This window comes from Terrabacter sp. RAF57 (genome assembly GCF_052113925.1).
Taxonomy (GTDB): Bacteria; Actinomycetota; Actinomycetes; order Actinomycetales; family Dermatophilaceae; genus Terrabacter.
The window spans coordinates 83,465-104,138 of sequence record NZ_JBFRDT010000009.1 but is presented as its reverse complement, the minus strand read 5'-3'; the positions used below and the strand labels follow the sequence as shown (position 1 = coordinate 104,138).

Genomic DNA, 20,674 nt, shown 5'->3' with positions numbered 1-20,674 from the left:
TSCGGTGGGGTGTTTACCCCACCGGACGCCGGTCCATCTGCTGGTCGATCTGCCAGGCCAGGACGGGCCGGGCCGGGGCGGATCGGGTCCGGTCAGGCCGCTGGTGCCCTCACTGGGCCTCGGCGCCGTCTGCTGCGGCGACGGCCACCGTCTCTCGAGTCGGCTCACGGGTCGGCTCGGACGATGCGGTCACCGCCTGGGCCGGACGCGGCCGGAGCACGAACGCCGCGACGAGCAGCGCCACGAGGGTGAACGTCGCCGACGTGAGGAACGCCGGCTCGACGCCCGGCACGAACTGGCCCGGGACGGCTTGCGAGGCGTAGACACTGACGATCGCGGCGAGGCCCACGGCGCCACCGAGCTGCTGCGCGGTCTGGAGCAGCCCGGAGACCGTGCCGGCCTGGGCGCGGTCGACGCCGCCGAGGACGACGACCGTGACCGGCATGAAGACGAGCGCGGCCGACACGCCGTTGAGCACCAGCGCACCCAGGAGGTGGGCGGCATACGTGCTCGTCGTCGACATGGTGCTCAGCCACACGAAACTGGCGGTCAGGCCCAGCGTGCCCACGAGGAGCATCGGCCGGGGGCCGACCTTGGCGACGAGGCGGGCGCTGACCCGCGACGTCGCGAAGATCGCGAGGCTGAGCGGGAGGAACGCGGCGCCGGTCGCGACCGGGCTGAAGCCGAGGACGAGCTGGAGGTACTGCGTCACGAGGAAGAACGTCGAGAACTGCGCGCCGACGACGAGCGCCATGAGCACGAGGGCTCCCCCGCGGGTGCGGTTGCGGACGAGCGCGAGCGGCAGCAGCGGGGAGCTGACCCGACCCTCGGTGCGCACGAAGAGCGCGATGAGGAGCACGCCGACGACGAACGAGCCGATCGTCACGGGCGACGCCCAGCCGCGGTCGGCCGCACTGATGAAGCCGTGCACGACGGAGACGGAGCCGAGGGTGGCGGTGATCGCGCCGACCACGTCGAAGCGGCCTCGGATCCTCGGCGTCTCGGTCACGTAGCGGCGCGCGAGGACGAGCACGACGGCCCCGATCGGGACGTTGACGAAGAGCGTCCAGTGCCAGCTCACGTAGTCGGTGAGGATCCCACCGAGGAGCAGGCCGATGGACGCGCCGGCGGACGACACGGCCGTGAAGAGCGCCAGCCCGCGGTTGCGCGCGGCCTCGTTCGGGGCGCTCGTCGTGACGAGGGCGAGGACGCTCGGCGCGGCGAACGCGGCACCGACTCCCTGGAGGGTGCGCGCGGCGATGAGCCAGGCGGGGGACGTGGCGAGGCCACCGAGCAGGCTCGCGACGGTGAAGATCGCCAGGCCGATCTCGAAGATGCGCAGTCGCCCGAAGACGTCGCCGAGGCGCCCGCCCAGGAGCAGCAGCCCGCCGAAGGCGAGGGTGTAGGCGTTGAGCACCCAGGAGAGGCCCGCGGGCGTGAACCCGAGGTCGGTCTGGATGTGCGGGAGCGCGACGTTCACGACGGTCGCGTCGAGCACGAGCATGAGCTGGGCGACGAGGACGACGCCGAGGCCGATGGCGCCGCGTCGGGCGGCCCGCTCCCGCGTGGAGCGCTCAGGTTGTCGGGTGACGGGTGATGCGGTGGTGCTGGTCGACATCTCTGACCTCAGGATTCGTGGTGCGTGAACGGGCGGTGCGAGCTCTCGTCGGTGAGGTCGCGGGCCATGGGCGTGAAGGAGGTGGCGCGGGTGCGGCGTCGGCGCTCGCCGTCGCTGGCACCCTGCGTGCCGTGCGTGCCCTCGGCTCCGTGGGTGCCGCGGGGCACGAGCGGGGCACGGTGGGTCGTGGCGAGGTGCGACAGGTGGACGCGTCGGGCCTGTCGGGTGGGCTGGATCGTGGTGGTCATGGGTGCCGGACTCCTCTGTGACGACGATCGGCGCTACGATTAGCGGAGAACCACTCCGGTTCTGCCTGACCCACAATACGGAGACTGTCTCCGTTTTAGCAAGGGAGATTTCTCGTGAGGCCTGCCGAAGCTGGCAGTGCGACGCTCGAGTCGTCGCCGGGATCTGTTGCCACCCAAGGGGATTCGGCTGACGGACCGGCTCAGGAGAGCCCCGAGAAAATGCCTCGCCCGATGCGCGCCGACGCCAGGCGCAACTACGACAAGATCCTCGCGACCGCCCGCATCGTCTTCACCGAGCGCGGCACTGACTCCTCGCTCGACGAGATCGCGAAGCGGGCCGGGGTGGGCCCCGGCACGCTCTACCGCCACTTCCCCACCCGCGAGGCCCTCGTCGACGCCCTCATGCAGGACTGGACCGACCGCGTGTCCGCCGACGCCGACGCCGCCATCGCCACGGGGCAGCCCGCCCGGGAGATGCTGCTCGGCTGGTTCGAGCACTTCATCGACCACATCACGCTGCACCGGGGCGCGGCCAGCAAGATCTGCGCCGCCATGGACGACCCCGCGTCCCCGATGTACCGCAAGTGCCGCGTCATGGGCGAGGCCAACCGCCGCGTCATCGACCACCTCGACGCCGGGGGCCAGCTGCGCCCGGGCGTCGACGCCGCCAACGTCATGCGCCTCGTCAGCGGCGTCGCGAGCGTCGCCGACACGAGCCACGCCGACCTCGACGTCCGGCCCATGCTCGAGGTCGTCGTCGACGGGATCGTCCGCGGCTGACACGTCGCTGCAGGGGCATGACCGTCGACCTGGCGCGTGAGACGTCGACGATCCTCCTCGGCACGCTCGTCACCTCCACCACCTACCGCCTGCCCCGGTGGCGTGCCGATCACCATCGGTGGTGGCGGCACGCGGCGCACCCCGGCGCTCGCCGCGAGGCATGCCGGGCGTCGCGCCGACGCCGTGCTCGGCCAGCTCAGCTGAGTCCCAGTCGAGTGAGCGCCCCGTCCCACTCGAGTGAGCGCTCCGCCCCCGTCCCATGAACTCGACTTGATATGCATAGGTTGTCTATGTAAATTGGAGCGAGTGACCGAACCGACCACCCTGGGCAACGACCTGCTGCGCTCGGCCGCGCGACTCTCGCGCTGGGCCAGCCGGCACGCGTCGTTCGACGTGCCCTTCGCGCAGGCCCGCCTCCTCGCCCTGCTCGACGAGCTCGGACCCTCCCGCGTCAGCGCCCTCGCGGCCGCCGATCACAGCAGCCAGCCGACGATCACCACCCAGCTCCAGCGCCTCGAGGCGTCGGGCTGGGTGCACCGCGCGTCCGACCCCGACGACGCGCGCGCCACGGTGATCTCCCTCAGCGACGAGGGCCACGCCGCGCTCGAGACCGTGCGTCGGGCCCGACTGGCCGTCCTGTCCCCCGCCCTCGACCAGCTCGACGGACCGGCCCTCGACCGCGTCCGCGTCGCCATCGACGTCATGAACGAGCTGCTCGCCGCCGCGGCGGACGCCCCTGTCCCGCACCCCACCCGAAAGGACGGATGACCACCACCATGTGGCGCCAACCCAAGACCGTCTGGTCGATCGCCTTCGCCTGCGTGATCTCCTTCATGGGCATCGGCCTCGTCGACCCCATCCTCAAGCCGATCGCCGACGAGCTCGGTGCAGGCCCGTCGCAGGTCTCGCTCCTCTTCACCAGCTACCTCGCCGTCATGGGCATCGCGATGCTCGGCACCGGCTGGGTCAGCAGCCGCGTCGGTGCCAAGCGCACCCTGCTGCTCGGCCTCGCCCTCATCATCGTCGGCGCCGCCTTCGCCGGCAGCCAGGACACCGTCGGCGGCATCGTCGCCTTCCGCGCCCTCTGGGGCCTCGGCAACGCGCTCTTCATCGCGACCGCCCTGGCGACGATCGTCAACGCGGCTGCCGGCTCGGTCAAGCAGGCGATCATCCTCTACGAGGCCGCTCTCGGTGTCGGCATCGCGACCGGCCCGCTGCTCGGCGGCTGGCTCGGCGGCATCTCCTGGCGCTGGCCGTTCTACGGCGTCGCCGTGCTCATGGCCGTCGCGTTCATCGCGACGCTGACCACGCTGCCGAAGACCCCGCCGGCCGAGAACCCGACCTCGATCACGGCGCCCCTGCGTGCCCTCGGCCACCGTGGCCTGCTCACCGTCGGCATCACGGCGCTGCTCTACAACTTCGGCTTCTTCACCCTGCTCGCCTTCACGCCCTTCCCGCTCGCCATGGGGGCGCACGAGATCGGGTTCATCTTCTTCGGCTGGGGCGTGCTGCTCGCCATCACGTCGGTCTTCGTCGCCCCGATGATCCAGCGCCGCTTCGGCACGCTGGCCGGCATCGTCGGCGCGCTGCTCGGCTTCGCGGTCATTCTCGCCGCCATGGCGATGTGGACCGAGAACAAGACCGTGCTCGTCGTCGGCGTCATCCTCGCCGGCGCCTTCCTCGGCGTGAACAACACGCTCATCACCGAGACGGTCATGAAGGTCTCCCCCGTCGAGCGCGGGGTCGCGTCTGCGGCCTACTCCTTCGTGCGCTTCAGCGGCGGCGCCGTCGCCCCGTGGCTCGCCGGCAACCTCGGCGAGAAGTCGATCCACCTGCCCTTCTGGGTGGGCTCGGCCGCGGTCGTGCTGGCCGTCCTCGTGCTCCTCACCGCTCGCCGGATCATCAGCGCGCTCGACGAGGCGCCCGGACACGGCGCCGAGGAGGTCACGTCCCGCACCGAGGCCGAGGCCCTCACCGTCGGCGACGCCTGAGGCCCACCCTCTTCCACCGTCGAAAGGCCACGAACCGGGCCGCCCCCGCAGGGCGAGGCCCGGTTCGTGGCCTTCTACGGTTCAGCGCAGGAGGTCCGCCAGGTCGGTGTCACCCCGCCGGCGGGGCCCGCCGCGAATGTCATAGGAGTCGACGAGCAGCTCCGCGAGCTCGGCCCGGTCGAGGCGGTCGAGGCGCGCCCACGTCGTGACGCGGTAGCGGAACGTGTCGATCCGCACGAACGTGTCGCGCCGGTCGGCGAGCGCCTGCTCGGTGTCCATCTCGCCGGTCCACACCTGGACGAGCTCGCGCCCGTCGTCGTCCCAGCGCAGACGCGCGAACGTATGCCGTCCGGCGTGCCAGGCGGGAGAGCCCTCGTGGGCGACCCCGAGCACCGCGCCGGGCAGGCGACCGGCCAGCTCGTCCACGTCCGCCCACGTCGCCATCGCTCCTCCTCCCGAGCAGGCTAGACCGCAGAACGTGGCCTTTCGAGGGGTCGGCACCCACGAAACGTGGCCTCTCGACGGGTGCGGACCCGCAGAACGTGGCCTCTCGACGGTTGAGAGGGGCGGCCCCGGTCAGTGGAAGGTGACGGAGCGGCCGGCCTGCATGGCGGCGTACGCGTCGGGGTCGGCCTCGAGGGCCGCGCGCCGCGCCTTGTGCCGGTAGCGCAGGATCTGCACGATCCCGAGAGCCCACACGGGGTACTGCACCGTCATCGCGACCCGGAACGCGTCGACGTCCCACGTCGGCGGCCCGCCCGGAGCGACCCGGTCGAGGACGACACCGACGAGGGCGACCGCCGTCAACGTCGCGATGAAGCCGCCGGTGTTGACGATGCCCGAGGCGCTGCCGATGCGGGTCGGCGGGTTGAACGTGCGCGCGAGGTCGAAGCCGATCATCGAGCCCGGGCCGCCGATGGCGATGAGCACGACGAGGACGACGAGCATCCACAGCGGCGCGCGTCCGGGCCAGAGCAGCACCACCGTCCAGGCGGCGATCGCGGCGGCGACGATCCACAGCACGAGGGTGCTGCGCGAGAACGGGTAGCGCATCGTCAGCGTGCCGATGACGGGGCTCGACACGACCGTCGTGACGACCATGAGCATGAGCAGCACGCTTGCCGTCGACGCCGAGACTCCTTGTCCTGCAACGAGGAACGGGAAGCCCCACAACATCGTGAACATGTTGGCGGCGAACTGCGACGTGAAGTGCGACCACAGCCCGAGCCGGGTCCCCGGCACGAGCCACGCCGCCCGAAGGGTGCGCGCGATGGCCCGCAGCCGCAGCTCGTCCCGGTGGTGGTCGACGTAGGGGCTGTCCTTGACGACGACGACGAGCGCGACCCCCGTGAGCACACCGACCGACGCCGCGACGGCATACGACGGGGTCCACCCGAAGTGGTGGAGCGCGGCCGCGAGCGGCCCGGCGGCGGCGAACGCCCCGAGCTGCCCGAGGACGCCGGTCAGCTGCGTCACCATCGGCGTGCGGCGCGGTGAGAACCACAGCGCGACGAGGCGCAGCACCGAGATGAACACCATGGCGTCGCCCATGCCGAGCAGCACCCGGCAGAGCAGCGCGGCCGGGAAGGCGTGGACGAACGCGAAGCCGAACTGGGCCAGCGTCAGCAGGGTGAGCCCGACCCCGAGCATGCGCTTGCTGCCGTAGCGGTCGAGCAGCGCCCCGACCGGCAGCTGCATCGCTGCGTAGACGAAGACCTGGACGATCGTGAAGGTCGACAGCTGCGAGCTGCTGATGCCGAAACGGTCGGCGGCCTCGAGACCGGCGACGCCGAGCGAGGTGCGGTGGAAGACGGCGAGGACGTAGACCGAGATGGCGGCCGCCCACACCGCCCAGGCGCGGCGGCCGTCGAGCGGATAGCGCTGTCCGGGATGGGTCGTGCTCGTCATCCGGTGGGTCGTGCTCCTCAGTTGGCGCCGGTCATCGGGATGTTCATCGCCGGGGCCTTGGGCACGCAGTCGACGATCGCCTTGGCGACGGTCTTGCTCATGTCGGGCTGGAAGACGCTCGGGATGATGTAGTTCGGGTTGAGCTGCTCATCGGTGACGACCGAGGCGATGGCGTCGGCGGCCTTGATGAGCATCTCGGTCGTGACGTCGGTCGCCCGGGCGTCGAGCAGACCACGGAAGACGCCGGGGAAGGCCAGCACGTTGTTGATCTGGTTCGGGTAGTCGCTGCGGCCCGAGGCCACGACGGTGGCGCGCTGCGTCGCCTCGTAGATGTCGACCTCGGGGTCGGGGTTGGCGAGCGCGAAGACGATGCGCTTCTCAGCCATCTCGTCGATCCACTCGGGCGCGAGGATGTGGGGTGCGCTCACGCCGATGAAGACGTCGGCGCCCTGGAGGCCGTCGCGCAGGGTGCCGGTGAGGCCGCGCGGGTTGGTCTTCTCGGCGAGGTCGCGCCACGCCGGTGTCAGGGACTCGTCGTCCTGGTTGAGCAGGCCCGGACGGTCGGAGACGGTGACATCCACCGCGCCGGCGGCGAGCAGCAGCTGGACGATCGCCGAGCCGGCCGCGCCGCCACCGGAGACGACGATGCGCGCGTCGGGCAGCTTCTTGTCGATGCAGCGCAGCGCGTTCTTCAGCGCGGCGAGCACGACGATGGCCGTGCCGTGCTGGTCGTCGTGGAAGACGGGGATCGAGAGGCGCTCACGCAGCTTGGCCTCGATCTCGAAGCAGCGCGGGGCGGCGATGTCCTCGAGGTTGATACCACCGAAGCCGGGGGCGATGAGCTCGACGGTGCGCACGATCTCGTCGACGTCGGTCGTGTCGATGCAGATCGGCCACGCATCGATGTCGGCGAAGCGCTTGAAGAGCGCCGCCTTGCCCTCCATGACCGGAAGCGCCGCCATCGGGCCGATGTTGCCGAGCCCGAGCACGGCCGAGCCGTCGGTGACGACGGCGACCGAGTTGCCCTTGATCGTCAGGCGCGGCACGTCCTCGGGGTGCTCGAAGAGGGCCTGGCTCACGCGGCCAACGCCGGGCGTGTAGGCCATCGCGAGGTCCTGGCGGTTGCGCAGGTTGACCTTGGACTCGACGGAGATCTTGCCGCCGAGGTGCAGCAGGAAGACGCGGTCGGAGACCTTGTGGACGCGGACGCCCTCGAGCGTCTCCACGGCGTCGACGACCTCGGTCGAGTGCTCGGCGTTGCTGGCGGAGCAGGTGAGGTCGATGACGAGCCGGTCGGGGTGCGAGTCGACGATGTCGAGCGCCGTGGTGATGCCACCGCTCTCGGCGACCTTCACCGCGAGGGCCCCGATGACCGCCGGGTCGGTGCCGGCGTGGATCCGCATCGTGATCGAGTAGGAGGCAGTGGTGGCGCGGGCACGTTGGATCGACTCAGTCACGCGCCCCATCGTCCCACGACCGGAGAAGCGCCCCGGACCTCGTCCGAAGACCGATCAGTAACCTTTGTCCACCACCGGGGCGACGGCGGTCGTATGCCGTCGCACCGCCTTCCCGAGACGCCTCCGCAGCGCTCGCGCGCGTTCCACCGCGGAGGCCAGCACCCGGCATACGACAATGGGCCGGTGACGACAGACGGGGCGACACACGGGACGACGGACGGGACGACGGACGGCCCGACCCCTGGCGGGGCGACCCTGACCCGGCCCGGGGGGCTGACGGGTGCCGAGGTGGCCGAGCGCGTCTCGCGTGGCGCCGTCAACGCGCTGACCGAGCGGACGTCACGCTCGATCGGCGAGATCGTCCGGGCCAACGTGCTGACCCGCTTCAACGCGATCCTCGGCGCTCTCTTCGTCCTCGTCATGGTGACGGGGTCGTTCGCCGACGGGCTCTTCGGGATCGTGCTCGTCGTCAACTCCGCCATCGGCATCGTCCAGGAGTACCTCGCCAAGCGGAAGCTCGACCGGCTCGCGCTGCTCAACGCCCCGACGACGCGGGTCGTGCGCGACGGCGAGGTGCGGGTGGTGCCGACGACCGAGGTGGTGCAGGACGATCTCATCGAGCTGCGCACGGGCGACGAGGTGCCTGCCGACGGCACCCTCCTGGCGAGCGCCGGGCTCGAGCTCAACGAGGCGAACCTCACCGGGGAGTCCGACCCGGTGCCGCACGGCGAGGGCGACGGCATCATGTCGGGCACGAGCGTCGTCGCGGGGTCGGGGCGCTACCACGCGAGCCAGGTCGGCGCCGACGCCTACGTCAACCGGATCGCCGCTGACGCAAGGAAGTTCACGCGCACGCGCTCGGAGATCCAGGACTCGATCAACACCCTGCTGACCTACATCACCTGGGTCATCGTCGGCGCCCTGCCCATCGCCATCTGGTCGCAGTGGCGCACCGTCGGCGACCAGGGGTGGCGCGAGGTCGTCATCCGCTCGGCGGCGGGCGTCGTCGGCCTCGTGCCCGAGGGTCTCGTGCTCCTCACCTCGGTCGCGTTCCTGCTGTCAGCGGTGCAGCTGACGCGCCGCAACGTCCTCGTCCAGCAGCTCCCGGCCGTCGAGGGCCTCGCCCGGGTCGACGTCGTCTGCCTCGACAAGACGGGGACGCTGACCGCGGGCGAGATCGCCTTCGAGGACGCGCACACCCTCGATGGGCAGGATGCCGACGAGATCCGTTGCGCGCTGGGGGCGCTCGCCGACGACCCGAACGCCAACGGCACCCTGACCGCCGTCGCCGCGGTCATCGAGGCGCCCGGCTGGGAGCGCACGGAGACGATCCCCTTCAACTCCTCCCGCAAGTGGAGCGCGGCGTGCTTCGCCGAGCGCTCGACCTGGGTGCTCGGCGCGCCGGAGGTGCTGCTCGCCGCCGACCCGCAGCCGTCGCCGCCCGAGGTGCTCGAGGCGATCCGGGCACGGGTCGCCGCGCTCGCGGACTCCGGGCGACGCGTTGTCCTGCTCGCCCGGAGCGAGGCGCACCTCACGGAGTCGACGCTGCCGGCCGACATCACCCCGGCCGCCCTCGTGACCCTCACCGAGCAGGTGCGCCCCGACGCCAAGGCGACGCTCGACTACTTCGTTGAGCAGGGGGTCGCCATCAAGGTCATCTCGGGCGACAACCCCGTCACCGTCGCCGCCGTGGCCCGGACCGTGGGGCTCGACGTCGGCGAGCCCGTCGACGCGCGCACCCTGCCCGACGACGAGGACGCCCTGCGGGAGGTCCTCGCGACGCACACGGTCTTCGGCCGGGTCACCCCCGAGCAGAAGCGCGCCTTCGTCCACGCGCTCCAGGCCGACGGTCACGTCGTGGCGATGACCGGAGACGGCGTCAACGACGCGCTCGCCCTCAAGGACGCCGACATCGGCGTGGCCATGGGCAACGGGGCCCAGGCCACCAAGGCGGTCGCCGAGCTCGTCCTGCTCGACGGGAGGTTCTCGCACCTGCCCGACGTGCTCGCCGAGGGACGCCGGGTCATCGGCAACGTCGAGCGCGTCGCCAACCTCTTCCTCGCCAAGAACGCGATGAGCCTCGTCGCCATCCTCGCTGCAGCGCTCATCGCCGTGCCCTTCCCGTTCCTGCCGCGCCACCTGACGCTCGTGTCGGCCGTGACCATCGGCATCCCGGCGTTCTTCCTCGCCCTCGGACCCAACAAGCGCCGCTACCTCTCCGGCTTCCTCGGACGCATCCTGCGTTTCGCCGTGCCGTCCGGCGCCGTCGCGGGAGTCGCCGTCATCACGTCCTACCTGCTCGCGGGCAGCAGCTACGGCGTGCCGCCGGACGAGTTCTCGACCCGGTGTGCCGTCGAGGCCGGCGCGAAGACCGTCGCCGACGTCGCGTGCTGGCAGCCGGGCAGCGGAGCGACGATCACGCTCCTCACGGTCTTCTTCTGGATCCTCGTCGTGCTCGCCCGTCCCTTCCGCCTGTGGAAGGCCGTCCTCGTCGCCGCGATGGTCGGGCTCGCCGTCACGGCGTTCGCGTGGCCGTCCGCCGCGTCCTTCTTCAACCTCGACGCGCCGCTGCCGCTCGTCTGGCAGTCGCTTGCGGTCGGTGCCGTCGGCGCGGGGCTGGTCGAGGTGATCTACCGGCTCTCGCCGTCGGTGCGCCAGGCCCACCACATGCGCGACTGACGCACCTGGGCGGATCGTCGCCGCCTTCCGCCCGCCGCCCTCCGCCCGCCCTGGCCGGTGAGCAGCGACCGGGCTCCGGTCCGCGACGCCCTACACTGGGAGCTGCACAGGGATCTGGCGTGACCTGTTGGGCGGGTAGGCACGCACCCGTTGTCGCGTACCCCGCGACCAGATCCGGAGCTGCTCACGTGTCACCCATCGACTCCTACCGCCACCTCTTCGGCCTCACCGGGCGCACCTACATCGTCGTCGCCTTCCTGGCTCGTATGCCGCTCGCGATGAGCCAGCTGGGCACCCTCCTGCTCGTGTCGTCCGCCACCGGCAGCTACGGCGCGGGCGGCTTCTGCGCCGGTGCCCTCGCCGTGGCCAACGCCGTCGGGGCGCCCTTCTGGGGTGCCCGGGCCGACCGGCTCGGCCAGCGCCGGGTCGTCGCCTTCCAGTCGCTCGCCGGGGCGGCCGGCCTCGTCGGCATCCTCCTCGTGGTCAACGCCGGACTCCCTTGGGGCATGGCCGCGGTCGCGAGCGCGGTCGCGGGTCTCCTTCTGCCGCAGATCGGTCCGCTGGCCCGCGTGCGCTGGCGCCCCATCACCGCCGAGACCGGCGCCCGCCAGCACCGGCTCGTCGACGCCGCCTTCTCCTACGAGGGCGCGGCCGACGAGGCCTCCTTCGTCCTCGGCCCGGCGCTCGTCGGGCTCGGCGTCTCCGTCGCGAGCCCCACGGCGGCCTTGGCGCTCGCGGCCGCGGGCCTCGCCGTCTTCGGCACGTGGTTCGCCCTGCACGAGACCGCAGGGGTCACGCACGCCGCGACGTCGCGGACGGCCGGCGCCGTCGGCCGACTGATGACACCCGCCGTCGTCGTCCTGTGCGCCGCCCAGCTGCTCGTCGGCACCGTCTTCGGGTCGGTCCAGACCGGCACGTCCGTCCTCGCCACCGCCGCGGGCTCCCCCGGCCTCACGGGCTACTTCCACGCCCTGCTCGGCGTCGGCAGCGTCATCGCCGGTCTCGCCGTCGCAGGACTGCCCGCGCGGTTCGCGCTGTCGGCACGGCTGCGATGGTTCGCCGTCGGCCTGCTCGCCCTCTCGGCGCCGCTCCTGCTCGTCGGGTCGCTGCCCGCTCTCGTCCCCGTCCTGCTCGTGCTCGGCCTCACCGTCGCGCCCTACATGATCACGACGTTCACCCTGGGCGAGCGCGTCACGCCGCCGTCCCGCACCGGCGCCGCGATGACGGCGCTCGCCGCGGCCACCGGGCTCGGCTACGCGCTCGGGGCCGCGCTGGCCGGGCGCCTCGCCGACTGGGGCGGGCACACGCCGGCGTATGCCGTCACGGTCGGTGCCGGCGCCGCGGCCGTCCTCGTGTCGTGGGGTTTCCGGCGGGTCCTCGAGCACGCCCAGCCCCACGAGGCCGCGCCAGCGCCCGTCCCCTGAGCCGGGAGCCGACCAGTGCGCGGTCGCACCACGAGTGCGCGGTCGCACCACGAGTGCGCGCTCGACCCCGGCGTGCGCGGTGCACCGCGCACCCCTGCGGCGAGGGCACACCTCTGGGGCCAGCCAGCACCCCCAGCCACCCCGGCGCCGCGGCCCCCGAACCGGCGGTTCTTCAGCGGTCGAGGCGGAGGCGCATCGCGGGCCAAGCCGTCGGGGTGAAGCCCAGCTCCTCGTAGAGCCCTGCCCCCTCCCCCGTCGCGAAGAGCTCGACGACCGTCGCCTCCGTCTCGTCGCGCAACCAGTCGAGGACGCCCACGACGCACGCCCGGGCCAGCCCCTGCCGGCGCGCCCGAGGGTGGGTCGCGACGTTGTTGACGAGACCCCAGACGCCGTTCGGGTTGACCGGCGAGGGCGTCTCGAAGCGGAGCCCCGCCATCGCCCCGGCCACGACCTCGCCGTCGGCAACCTCGGCGACGACGACGCAGGCACGTCCGCCGTCGAGCTCCCGCTCGAACCACGCGGTGGCGGCCTCCTGCCAGCCCGGGTCGTCGACGCCAGGCACGCCCATCGCCGAGAACATCAGCGCCCGCAGCCCGACCACGACCGTGGCATCGGCGGCGGTCGCCCGCCGGGTCGTCCAGGCGGTCACCGGAACGCACCACCGGTGAACGCGGGGGCGAGCGGCACGTCGGTGGCGGCATACGTCGTCTCGACGGCACGCGCCAGCCGCAGCGCGACCTCGGTGAGCTCGGGCAGCGCCCGCCCCGCCGACGCGGTGCGCAGGAAGCGGAGCACGCGGTCGGGCATGCGCGGCATCGGCTTCACCGGGTTGACCCGCTGCGGCTCCCCGTCGACGAGTCCGGCGAGGCACCAGCTGCCGGCGAGCCAGGCCCACGCCTCCGTCGCGAGGTCGAGGTCGTGGTCGAAGTCGGCACCTTGCACCTCGGGCCACTCCACCGCCACGGCGTCCCGCCATCGCTTCAGTGCCGCCTCCGCGGCAGAGGTCTCGAGCGACCAGGCGCACCAGCACGTCGGCCACGGCACCCTGAGGTAGGCCGCGTCCCAGACGATCGGTCGCCACAACGCGAACTCGAAGTCGAGCAGGACGAGGCCGGCGTCGCCGACGAGGTTGTTGTCGGGGCACATGTCGGCCGCGGACAGACTGCAGGCGTCGACCCGGAAACGGTCCGGCACCCTTGCGAGCACGTCGAACGTCCCGTCAGGCGCAGCGACGTCGAGGGCAGTGGCAAGGCGGTCCCACACCGAGACGGCCTCGACGAGATGCGCCGGGAGGTAGTCGACGTCGAGCGGCCCCGACRAGCGGGCCAGCACGCCGGCCTCGAAGGTGTCGCGCACCTGGTGCCCGGCCCGGTGCAGACCCGCCACCGCCGTGGCCCACCCGGACAGCGCGGCCGCGGCCCGGTCGGCGTCGTCACCGAGGAGCGCGTCGGCCAAGTGGGTCCCGTCCCCGAGGTCGCCCATGACGACGAGGCGCGGGTCGCTGGACTCGGCCACGAGCGTCGGCGTCTGAGCGACCCCGGTCAGCGCCTCGAGCGCGGACGCCTCGCGGGCATACGCCTCCCGCCCCTCCTCGCTGTGGTAGCGCTTGACCACGAACGAGCGGCCCGACGGGTCGACGGTTCGCACGACGAGCGTGCGACGACTGCCGGGGAAGGGCTGACCCACGGCTCGCAGCGGGCCTCCGACGAGGCGGGCCGCGACGGCCAGCGTCTCGGCCAGGACATCCTGGTCCACGTCTGCCGGGGTCGCGCTCACCGGGTCACTGTGCCAGATCGACGACGGCCCGGGCTCCGTCGGGATGTCGACAAAAGCCCCACGACACACCATTCCAAAACTTCTCACCACAAAATTGTCGAAAGTCCGTACACGTGGCTACAGGTTGATTACTGTCACACCTGTAACACCCCCACGGCTGGCACGCACCCCCCCATCCGCACCAGCCTCGAAGGAGCCCGTCCTGCGCGCGCAGGTGGGCTCCTTCGTCATTCCCGGGAGTATGCCGTCCCGCGTGCCATGGGGCCCGGCGCCGTCGCGTGTCGGGGCACGGAGAAGGCCCCGCCTCCTGCGACGAACGCAGGTGACGGGGCCTCGAGCCGAGCCGCTTATCGGAATCGAACCGATGACCTATTCATTACGAGTGAATCGCTCTGGCCGACTGAGCTAAAGCGGCTGGTCGTGAGGGGCGCGGCGAGCGCGACCGGACACGGAGGTTGAGTATACGCACGACCCCTGCCGGAGAAAAATCGTGTCCCGAGGAGGCCTTCGGCACGTCGCCACCGGCCGCGCCCGAGCCGGTCGCGACCCTTGGGAATGCCGCGCCGACCCCTCGGCCTTGACCTCAGGAGACCGCGGAACCCCACCGGCCACTCCCCCAGAAAGGACCACGATGACCGAGTCGAACGCCACGAACCCGACCATGCGCGCCATGACCTACGACACCTACGGCGGACCCGAGGTGCTCGCCCTCACCGAGCAGCCGCGCCCCAAGGTCGGGCCCGGAGAGGTGCTCGTGCGAGTGCGGTCGGCGTCGGTCAACCCCGTCGACTGGAAGCTCATGTCGGGCGGCCTCGACGCCGTCATGGACGTGCGGTTCCCCGTCGTCCCCGGCTGGGACGTGTCCGGGGTCGTCGAGGCCGTCGGCTTCGACACCCCCGAGTTCTCGCCCGGCGACGAGGTGCTGGCCTACGCCCGCAAGGACTACGTCCACGGCGGCACCTTCGCCGAGCTCGTCAGCGTGCCGGTGCGCGCCGTCGCCGCCAAGCCCGCGACGATGTCGTGGGACGAGGCGGCCGGCCTGCCGCTCGCAGGCCTCACCGCCCTGCGCCTGCTGACGCGCCTCGAGGTCGGCGAGGGCGACACCGTGCTCGTGCACGCCGCGGCGGGTGGCGTCGGCTCGCTCGCGGTGCAGATCGCCCGGTCGCTCGGCGCCCGCGTCATCGGGACGGCGTCGGAGCGCAACCACGACCGCCTGCGCGAGCTCGGTGCCGAGCCGGTGACCTACGGCGACGGCCTGGTCGAGCGCGTCCGCGCGCTGGCTCCCGACGGCGTGGACGCCGTCGCGGACTTCGTGGGCGACGTGCTCGACGTGACGACGGCCGTGATCGCCGACCGTGGACGCCATGCCTCGATCGCCGACGGGTCGGTCGCCGAGGCCGACGGCCACTACGTCTGGGTGCGACCGGACGGCGCCGAGCTGGCCCGCCTGACCGCGCTCTTCGAGGGAGGCACGCTGACGGTGCCGGTCGCGCAGACCTTCCCGCTCGAGGAGCTGGCGGACGCCTTCCGGCTCAACCAGGAGGGGCACACCGCCGGCAAGATCGTGGTCCGGGTCTCGACCGACTGATCGAGCCGGCACACGCCATCATGACGTCGAGGGGCACTCTCCGCGTCGGAGAGTGCCCTCGACGTGTGGTCTGGGCCCTGCGGCGTCAGGCGTCGCAGAGCTCGCCGTTGCGCGGCGCGAGCCCCCGCACGAGGTAGTCGTCGACGATCCCGTCGGCGCAGTCGTTGCCGTTGGCGTAGACCCCGTGGCCGTCCGCGTCGACGAGCACGAGGCGCGACCCGAAGATGCCGTGACCCATCTCCCGCGTGCCGTCTGGAGGGGTCGTCAGGTCGCGCTCGTTGGCGAGGACGAGGACCGGCGAGGTGGCGTCCACGGTGAGGATGAGGTTGGTGCGCTGGGTGCCCACCCAACCCGCGCAGGAGTCCGTCGCCACGCCGTGGAGGTGCGCGTAGACCGGGTGCTCGTCGAGGACGGAGGCACTCGGCTCCATCTGCGACGTCGCGTCGAGCGGCCAGTCCGCGCAGTGGATCGGCAGGTGGCTCGCCTCGTAGCCACCGACGTACGACCCGTCGTCGTCGCGCATGACCGTGTCCATCGCGGCCCACACGAGGTCGGTGCCGTCACCGTCCTCGAGCGCCCCGTGGAGCGCATCCTCGACGTCCTCCCACGAGTCCGGATAGAGGAGCACCGAGTTGACGGCCGTCACGGCCCAGCCCTCGGTGAGGCGCGGGATGCCCTGCGCGTCGCTCGGGAGCGGCTTGTTTTCGAGCCGGTCGAGGAAGGCGAGGAGCCGGGTGCGTGCCGTGTCGACGTCGTCACCGAGAGCACAGTCACCCTGGTCGACGCAGTCCTCCAGGAAGGCGTCGAGCCCGTCCTCCACCGTCGCGGCCTCCTCCTCGGCCCAACCGTCGACGTCGTCCTGCGACGCCGAGTCCGCCGCGACGTAGTCGGGCGAGACGGCCGAGTCGATGACCATGAGCCCGATCCGGTCGGGGAACTGGGCGCCGTAGAGCGCCCCGATGAGCGTGCCGTAGCTGATGCCGTAGTAGTTGAGATGGACGTCGCCGACGGCATCGCGCATGACGTCGAGGTCGCGGGCCACCTGCTCGGAGCCCATGTTGCGGGCGAGCGCACCGCCTCGGGCCAGGCAGCCCTGGAGCCGAGCGGTCCGTGACGACGCGGCGGCCGCCTTCTCGGCCTGGGTGTCCGGGGTGGGGTCGGCGGCGTACATCGCGTCGAGGTCCTTGCTGCGCAGGCAGGCGAAGCCGCCCGACTCGCCGATGCCGCGCGGGTCGAAGCCGACGACGTCCCAGACCTCGCGGACGTCGTCGGAGAAGAAGTCCCGGGCCTCCATCGCGAACTCGAGGCCGGAGGCGCCGGGACCACCAGGGTTGATGAAGAGCGTGCCCTTGCGTGCCTCGGGGTTGCCGGCCGGAACCTTGCGCAGGGCGATCTCGACCGTCTCACCGCGAGGGGCGAGGTAGTCGACGGGGACGCGCACCGTGCCGCAGCGGTCGTCAGCTGAGCCCCGGCCGTCACCCGTGACGTCGCAGGGGCGCCAGCTGATCGTCTGGTCGTAGAAGACGTCGAGACCCTGGGCGGGCTTCGACGTCGGTGTCCCGAGCTCGACCGTGTCACGCGGCGACGCGTCGCCGTCCGCCCCGGCCGGCCGGCGCGAATCCGTGCCCGACCACCCTGGCTCCGGGGAGGCCGGCGAGCCGGCGGCGACCGCGCCACCGGGCACCGTCTCACCCGGCCCGTGGGCCGGGCTCGCGGCGAGCAGAACGAGTGTCGCGAGGACCGCGACGGAGACGAGGGGCGCGAGCAGTCGGCTCAGCAGGTCGTGCCGTCGGCCGGCGCCGTTCCCCTGAGCAGGTACCCGTCCACGGCGGAGTCCACGCACGAGTTGCCAGCGTAGTAGGTGCCGTGCCCGTCGTGGTCCGACGTGAGCAGAATGCCCGAGGCGAGGTCCTTGGCGAGCTGCTTCGTGCCACCGATGGGCGTCGCGGGGTCACGCTCGTTGCCGATGACGAGGATCGGGTCGGCGCCGGCCGCGAGCGTCGCTCCCTCGGGAGTGCGCCCAGCCGTCGGCCACGTGCGGCAGTTGTCGTAGAGCTCACCGGTCATCCGGGCCCACAGCGGGTGCGCGGCCTTCGCCTTCTTCTGCTCCGCCACCAGGGTGGGGTCGGCCGTCGACCGCGGCCAGTCGGCACACCGCACCGGGATCATCGCCTGCAGGTAGGTGCTCGGCGCGTAGTCGCCCGTGATGCCGCGCTCCACGACCGACATGCCCTTGGCGAGGAGGATGTCGCCCTTGCCGGTGAACGCCTGCGCGAGCCCCTTGTCGAGCGTCGGCCAGGACTGGTCTGAGTAGAGGCACATGAAGATGGCGAAGCCGACCCAGCCCTCGCCGATCCGGGGCAGACCCGGCTTGGTCGTCGTCAGGCCGTTCTTCTCGACGCTGTCGAGCAGGTCGACGATCTTCTGGCGGGCGGCGGCCTTGTCGCTGCCGAGTGCGCAGTCGGGCCGGGCGACGCACCAGTCGATGAAGGCGTCGATCGAGGACTCGAAGCCCTGGATGTCGTAGGTCATCTCCTGCTGCTCGGTCTGGTTCGGCGACATCGCCGAGTCGAGCACCATCCGGCCGACCTTCTTCGGGAACGTGTCGGCGTAGATCGCGCCGAGGAACGTGCCGTAGGAGCCGCCGAAGAAGTTGAGCTTCTCGTCGCCGAGGAGCACCCGCATGACGTCCATGTCGCGGGCCACCTCGGTCGTGCTCATGTGCATCGCCCTGGCGCCCCCGCGCGCCGCGCAGCGCTTCGTCACCCCGTCGACGTCGGCGAGCAGCGTCGAACGCTCGGCCGCCGAGTCGGGTGTCGGGTCGGCGCTGAAGAGGAGGTCCATGTCGGAGTTGCTCAGGCACCGCACGGGGCTCGATGCCCCGATCCCCCGCGGGTCGAAGCCGACGATGTCGTATGCCGCTCGCACCCCGGGAGAGAAGACGAACGACGAGTACTGGGCGTACTCCACCCCGGAGCCGCCGGGCCCCCCGGGGTTGATGACGAGCGAGCCGAGGCGCTTGGACGGCTGCGTCGCCGGGGCCTTGCGCAGCGCGAGGGTGAAGCGGTCGCCGGTCGGCTTGGCGTAGTCGACGGGCACCTCCATCGTGGCGCACTCGTGCTTGGCGTTGTCCGCGCACGGCGACCAGCCGAGCTGCTGGGTGTAGAAGGGCGCGAGTGCGGCCGGGTAGTCCGCCGTGACGGTGCCGTTCGGCGCCGGCGTCGCGGGCGCCGGGTCCGTGGCGCTCGGTGCCGGCGAGCCCGACGCCGGTGCCGTGACCCGGGGCTGGGCGACGGTCGGCGGGTTGCCGATGCGCCAGACGGCGAGGGCCAGGGCTGCGACGACGGCCACCACGGCGACGGCCGCGAGCACCGGTCGCACCGACGACCGGCGCGGCCGGCCCGTCCCGGAGCCCCCAGAGCCCCAGGCCCCCCCGGATCCCCAGGACCCGCCGGACCCGCCGGGCCCGCCCGCGTCACCGCTCCGGGCACCCGGCGCGGGTGCCGGGTAGGCGGGCGGCAGGGCCGCATACCCCGTCGGTGCGTCCGGAAGGTCGTCGGGACGCGGGTCCTCGTTCAGCACTTGAGTCCGTCCTTGGGCACGCGCCCCTGCACGTAGTAGGCGTCGATGGCGCTGTCGACGCACGTGTTGCTCCGACCGTAGGCGGTGTGGCCGTCGCCGTCGTAGGACACGAGCACGGCGTTGTCGAGCTGGTCACGCAGCCGCTTGGACCACTCGTAGATCGTGGCGGGGTCGCGCGTCGTCCCGACGACGACGATCGGGTCGCTGCCGGGGGCCGCCACCGTGTGCGGGCCGACGGCGGACTTCACCGGCCACACGCCGCACGGCAGGGCGCCCCACGCGAGGTTGGCACCCCACGTCGGCGCCTTGGCCGAGAAGTCCTTGGCGTAGGTCTCGTAGGCGGACACGTCGGGGCTGTCCGGTCGGTCGAGGCAGTTGACGGCGTAGATCGACTCCATGAGGTTGCCGTCGTAGCCGCCACCCGGACGTCGGCCTGCATAGGCGTCGGCCAGCTGCATGAGGGACTGGCCGTTGCCGGACTTGGCCTCCCGGAGCGCGTCGGTGAGGAAGCCCCACGAGCCCTGGTCGTAGAGCGCGACGGCGACGCCGAGACGGGCCCAGCCCTCGGTGAGCAAGGGGGCGCTGGGGTCGCCGGTCGGCAGGGGCTGGCGGTCGACCTGGCGGAAGAAGTCGTCGAGGCCCTTGAGTGCGGCCTCCGGGGTCGAGCCGAGGGGGCAGTCCTCGGTGACGCAGTCCTCGACGTAGGCCTGCGTCGCGATCTGGAAGCCGCGAGCCTGGCCCTCGCCGAGCTCGGCGCTCGTCAGGTCGGGCGGCACGACGCCGTCGAGGACGACGCGGCCGACGCGCTGCGGGAAGAGGTCGGCATACGTCGAGCCGAGGAACGTGCCGTAGGACTTGCCGAGATAGTTCAGCTGGGTGTCCCCGACCGCGGCCCTGAGGATGTCCATGTCGCGGGCAGCGTCGGCGGTCGAGAGGTGCTTGACGAGGTCGGGGTTGTCCTTCTGGCAGCCGTCGGCCATGGCCTTGGCCTGCGTGAGCAGCGCCTGCTCCTCGGTGGCGTCGTCGGGTGTCGGGTCGGCTGCGAGGAAGCGGTCGAGGGCCTTGTCGTCGAGGCAGTCGATCGGGTCGGAGCTCGCGACGCCGCGCGGGTCGAAGCCGACGAGGTCGTAGTAGCGGCGCACCTCGGGGCCGCCGATCGTCTCGGCTCCACCGCGTACGTAGTCGATCCCCGACGCGCCCGGGCCGCCGGGGTTGACGAGCAGCGAGCCCAGGCGCTTCCCCTGGTCGCGGGCCTTGACCCGGGCGACCTTGATCGTCAGGTCCTTGGACGGGTCCGGGGCCGCGTGGTCGAGCGGGACCCGCAGGTCGGCGCACTCGAGGTCGCCGCACTTCTTCCAGTCGAGCTTCTGGGTGTAGTAGGAGGCGAGCGCCGCGCTCGGCGCCGCCGTGGCAGGCGGGAGACCGGTCTTCGAGGTGGGCCCGACCGGTGGCTCGCTCGTCGTGCAGGCCGTAGCAGCCAGCACCAGCGCCAGCGTCGCCACGGTGGCGGTGAGGGCGCGGGAGATGGCGGCAGGGCGTGTCGTCATGCCCGAAACCGTAACCGGTCGACCTGTAGGCGGCCGCCACGGACGACAGGTCGTGACCGCATCGAGGCCGTGTGCC

Annotated in this window: 16 protein-coding genes and 1 tRNA gene; 6 read left to right on the top strand and 11 right to left on the bottom strand. The window is 72.1% G+C overall.

Annotated elements, in window-relative coordinates:
- Positions 1-109: 109 nt before the first annotated feature.
- On the bottom strand, positions 110-1,618 hold the full coding sequence (locus AB4Y83_RS12465) for an MFS transporter (RefSeq protein WP_442297064.1): 1,509 nt from the start codon (positions 1,616-1,618) through the stop codon (positions 110-112).
- A gap of 8 nt (positions 1,619-1,626) precedes the next feature.
- Positions 1,627-1,866 carry a hypothetical protein gene (locus tag AB4Y83_RS12460; protein ID WP_056773671.1) on the bottom strand — a complete coding sequence of 80 codons (240 nt, stop codon included), beginning with the start codon at positions 1,864-1,866 and terminating at the stop codon, positions 1,627-1,629.
- A 231-nt stretch (positions 1,867-2,097) separates the two neighbouring features.
- On the opposite strand from AB4Y83_RS12460, the gene AB4Y83_RS12455 reads away from it, so the two are divergent.
- From AB4Y83_RS12455 to AB4Y83_RS12445, 3 genes are all read left to right on the top strand, one after another.
- Complete coding sequence (locus AB4Y83_RS12455) at positions 2,098-2,646, top strand: TetR/AcrR family transcriptional regulator (RefSeq protein ID WP_056773673.1); 549 nt, start codon at positions 2,098-2,100, stop codon at positions 2,644-2,646.
- A gap of 306 nt (positions 2,647-2,952) precedes the next feature.
- Positions 2,953-3,414, top strand: a complete 462-nt coding sequence (locus AB4Y83_RS12450) for a MarR family winged helix-turn-helix transcriptional regulator (protein ID WP_442276896.1) — start codon at positions 2,953-2,955, stop codon at positions 3,412-3,414.
- Positions 3,411-4,637, top strand: a complete 1,227-nt coding sequence (locus AB4Y83_RS12445) for an MFS transporter (RefSeq protein WP_442276897.1) — start codon at positions 3,411-3,413, stop codon at positions 4,635-4,637. Before AB4Y83_RS12450 ends, AB4Y83_RS12445 begins: the two co-directional genes overlap by 4 nt.
- 81 nt (positions 4,638-4,718) lie before the next feature.
- Here AB4Y83_RS12445 and AB4Y83_RS12440 read toward each other — a convergent pair whose 3' ends face one another.
- From AB4Y83_RS12440 to AB4Y83_RS12430, 3 genes are all read right to left on the bottom strand, one after another.
- A complete protein-coding gene (locus AB4Y83_RS12440) occupies positions 4,719-5,081 on the bottom strand; it encodes a hypothetical protein (RefSeq protein WP_442297063.1) in 363 nt (120 codons plus the stop codon).
- Between the two features lie 132 nt (positions 5,082-5,213).
- Positions 5,214-6,545, bottom strand: a complete 1,332-nt coding sequence (locus AB4Y83_RS12435; protein WP_442276899.1) for an MFS transporter — start codon at positions 6,543-6,545, stop codon at positions 5,214-5,216.
- 17 nt (positions 6,546-6,562) lie between these two features.
- The gene (locus tag AB4Y83_RS12430) at positions 6,563-8,011 is read right to left on the bottom strand and encodes an NAD-dependent malic enzyme (RefSeq protein WP_442276900.1); all 1,449 of its coding nucleotides are present in this window, start codon (positions 8,009-8,011) and stop codon (positions 6,563-6,565) included.
- Between the two features lie 174 nt (positions 8,012-8,185).
- Between AB4Y83_RS12430 and AB4Y83_RS12425 the strand changes: the two genes are divergently transcribed.
- The gene (locus AB4Y83_RS12425; RefSeq protein ID WP_442297062.1) at positions 8,186-10,681 is read left to right on the top strand and encodes an HAD-IC family P-type ATPase; all 2,496 of its coding nucleotides are present in this window, start codon (positions 8,186-8,188) and stop codon (positions 10,679-10,681) included.
- A gap of 188 nt (positions 10,682-10,869) precedes the next feature.
- The gene (locus AB4Y83_RS12420; RefSeq protein ID WP_442297061.1) at positions 10,870-12,105 is read left to right on the top strand and encodes an MFS transporter; all 1,236 of its coding nucleotides are present in this window, start codon (positions 10,870-10,872) and stop codon (positions 12,103-12,105) included.
- A gap of 172 nt (positions 12,106-12,277) precedes the next feature.
- On the opposite strand, the gene AB4Y83_RS12415 is transcribed toward AB4Y83_RS12420, so the two are convergent.
- From AB4Y83_RS12415 to AB4Y83_RS12405, 3 genes are all read right to left on the bottom strand, one after another.
- Entirely contained in the window at positions 12,278-12,754 is a 477-nt protein-coding gene (locus AB4Y83_RS12415; protein ID WP_442297060.1) for a GNAT family N-acetyltransferase, read from the bottom strand.
- The gene (locus tag AB4Y83_RS12410) at positions 12,751-13,881 is read right to left on the bottom strand and encodes a hypothetical protein (RefSeq protein WP_442297059.1); all 1,131 of its coding nucleotides are present in this window, start codon (positions 13,879-13,881) and stop codon (positions 12,751-12,753) included. The genes AB4Y83_RS12415 and AB4Y83_RS12410 overlap by 4 nt, the downstream gene beginning before the upstream one ends.
- A gap of 341 nt (positions 13,882-14,222) precedes the next feature.
- Positions 14,223-14,296: transfer RNA gene (locus AB4Y83_RS12405), tRNA-Thr, on the bottom strand.
- 246 nt (positions 14,297-14,542) lie between these two features.
- Here AB4Y83_RS12405 and AB4Y83_RS12400 point away from each other — a divergent pair.
- Positions 14,543-15,469 (top strand): NADP-dependent oxidoreductase, encoded by a 927-nt coding sequence (locus tag AB4Y83_RS12400; RefSeq protein ID WP_442297081.1) that lies wholly within the window; start codon positions 14,543-14,545, stop codon positions 15,467-15,469.
- Between the two features lie 85 nt (positions 15,470-15,554).
- Here the strand turns inward: AB4Y83_RS12400 and AB4Y83_RS12395 are convergent, their stop codons facing one another.
- From AB4Y83_RS12395 to AB4Y83_RS12385, 3 genes are read right to left on the bottom strand one after another with little or no spacing between them, the layout of a single operon-like run.
- The gene (locus AB4Y83_RS12395; protein ID WP_442297058.1) at positions 15,555-17,312 is read right to left on the bottom strand and encodes an alpha/beta hydrolase; all 1,758 of its coding nucleotides are present in this window, start codon (positions 17,310-17,312) and stop codon (positions 15,555-15,557) included.
- Positions 17,243-19,051, bottom strand: a complete 1,809-nt coding sequence (locus tag AB4Y83_RS12390) for an alpha/beta hydrolase (RefSeq protein ID WP_442297057.1) — start codon at positions 19,049-19,051, stop codon at positions 17,243-17,245. Before AB4Y83_RS12390 ends, AB4Y83_RS12395 begins: the two co-directional genes overlap by 70 nt.
- Positions 19,045-20,598, bottom strand: a complete 1,554-nt coding sequence (locus AB4Y83_RS12385; RefSeq protein ID WP_442276907.1) for an alpha/beta hydrolase — start codon at positions 20,596-20,598, stop codon at positions 19,045-19,047. The genes AB4Y83_RS12390 and AB4Y83_RS12385 overlap by 7 nt, the downstream gene beginning before the upstream one ends.
- Between the last annotated feature and the right edge of the window lie 76 nt (positions 20,599-20,674).

Coding starts and splice junctions, on each gene's coding strand:
- AB4Y83_RS12400 (WP_442297081.1), top strand. CDS start 14,543: ATGCGCGCCATGACCTACGACACCTACGGCGGACCCGAGGTGCTCGCC.
- AB4Y83_RS12445 (WP_442276897.1), top strand. CDS start 3,411: ATGACCACCACCATGTGGCGCCAACCCAAGACCGTCTGGTCGATCGCC.
- AB4Y83_RS12465 (WP_442297064.1), bottom strand. CDS start 1,618: ATGTCGACCAGCACCACCGCATCACCCGTCACCCGACAACCTGAGCGC.
- AB4Y83_RS12430 (WP_442276900.1), bottom strand. CDS start 8,011: ATGGGGCGCGTGACTGAGTCGATCCAACGTGCCCGCGCCACCACTGCC.
- AB4Y83_RS12385 (WP_442276907.1), bottom strand. CDS start 20,598: ATGACGACACGCCCTGCCGCCATCTCCCGCGCCCTCACCGCCACCGTG.
- AB4Y83_RS12460 (WP_056773671.1), bottom strand. CDS start 1,866: ATGACCACCACGATCCAGCCCACCCGACAGGCCCGACGCGTCCACCTG.
- AB4Y83_RS12440 (WP_442297063.1), bottom strand. CDS start 5,081: ATGGCGACGTGGGCGGACGTGGACGAGCTGGCCGGTCGCCTGCCCGGC.
- AB4Y83_RS12435 (WP_442276899.1), bottom strand. CDS start 6,545: ATGACGAGCACGACCCATCCCGGACAGCGCTATCCGCTCGACGGCCGC.
- AB4Y83_RS12455 (WP_056773673.1), top strand. CDS start 2,098: ATGCGCGCCGACGCCAGGCGCAACTACGACAAGATCCTCGCGACCGCC.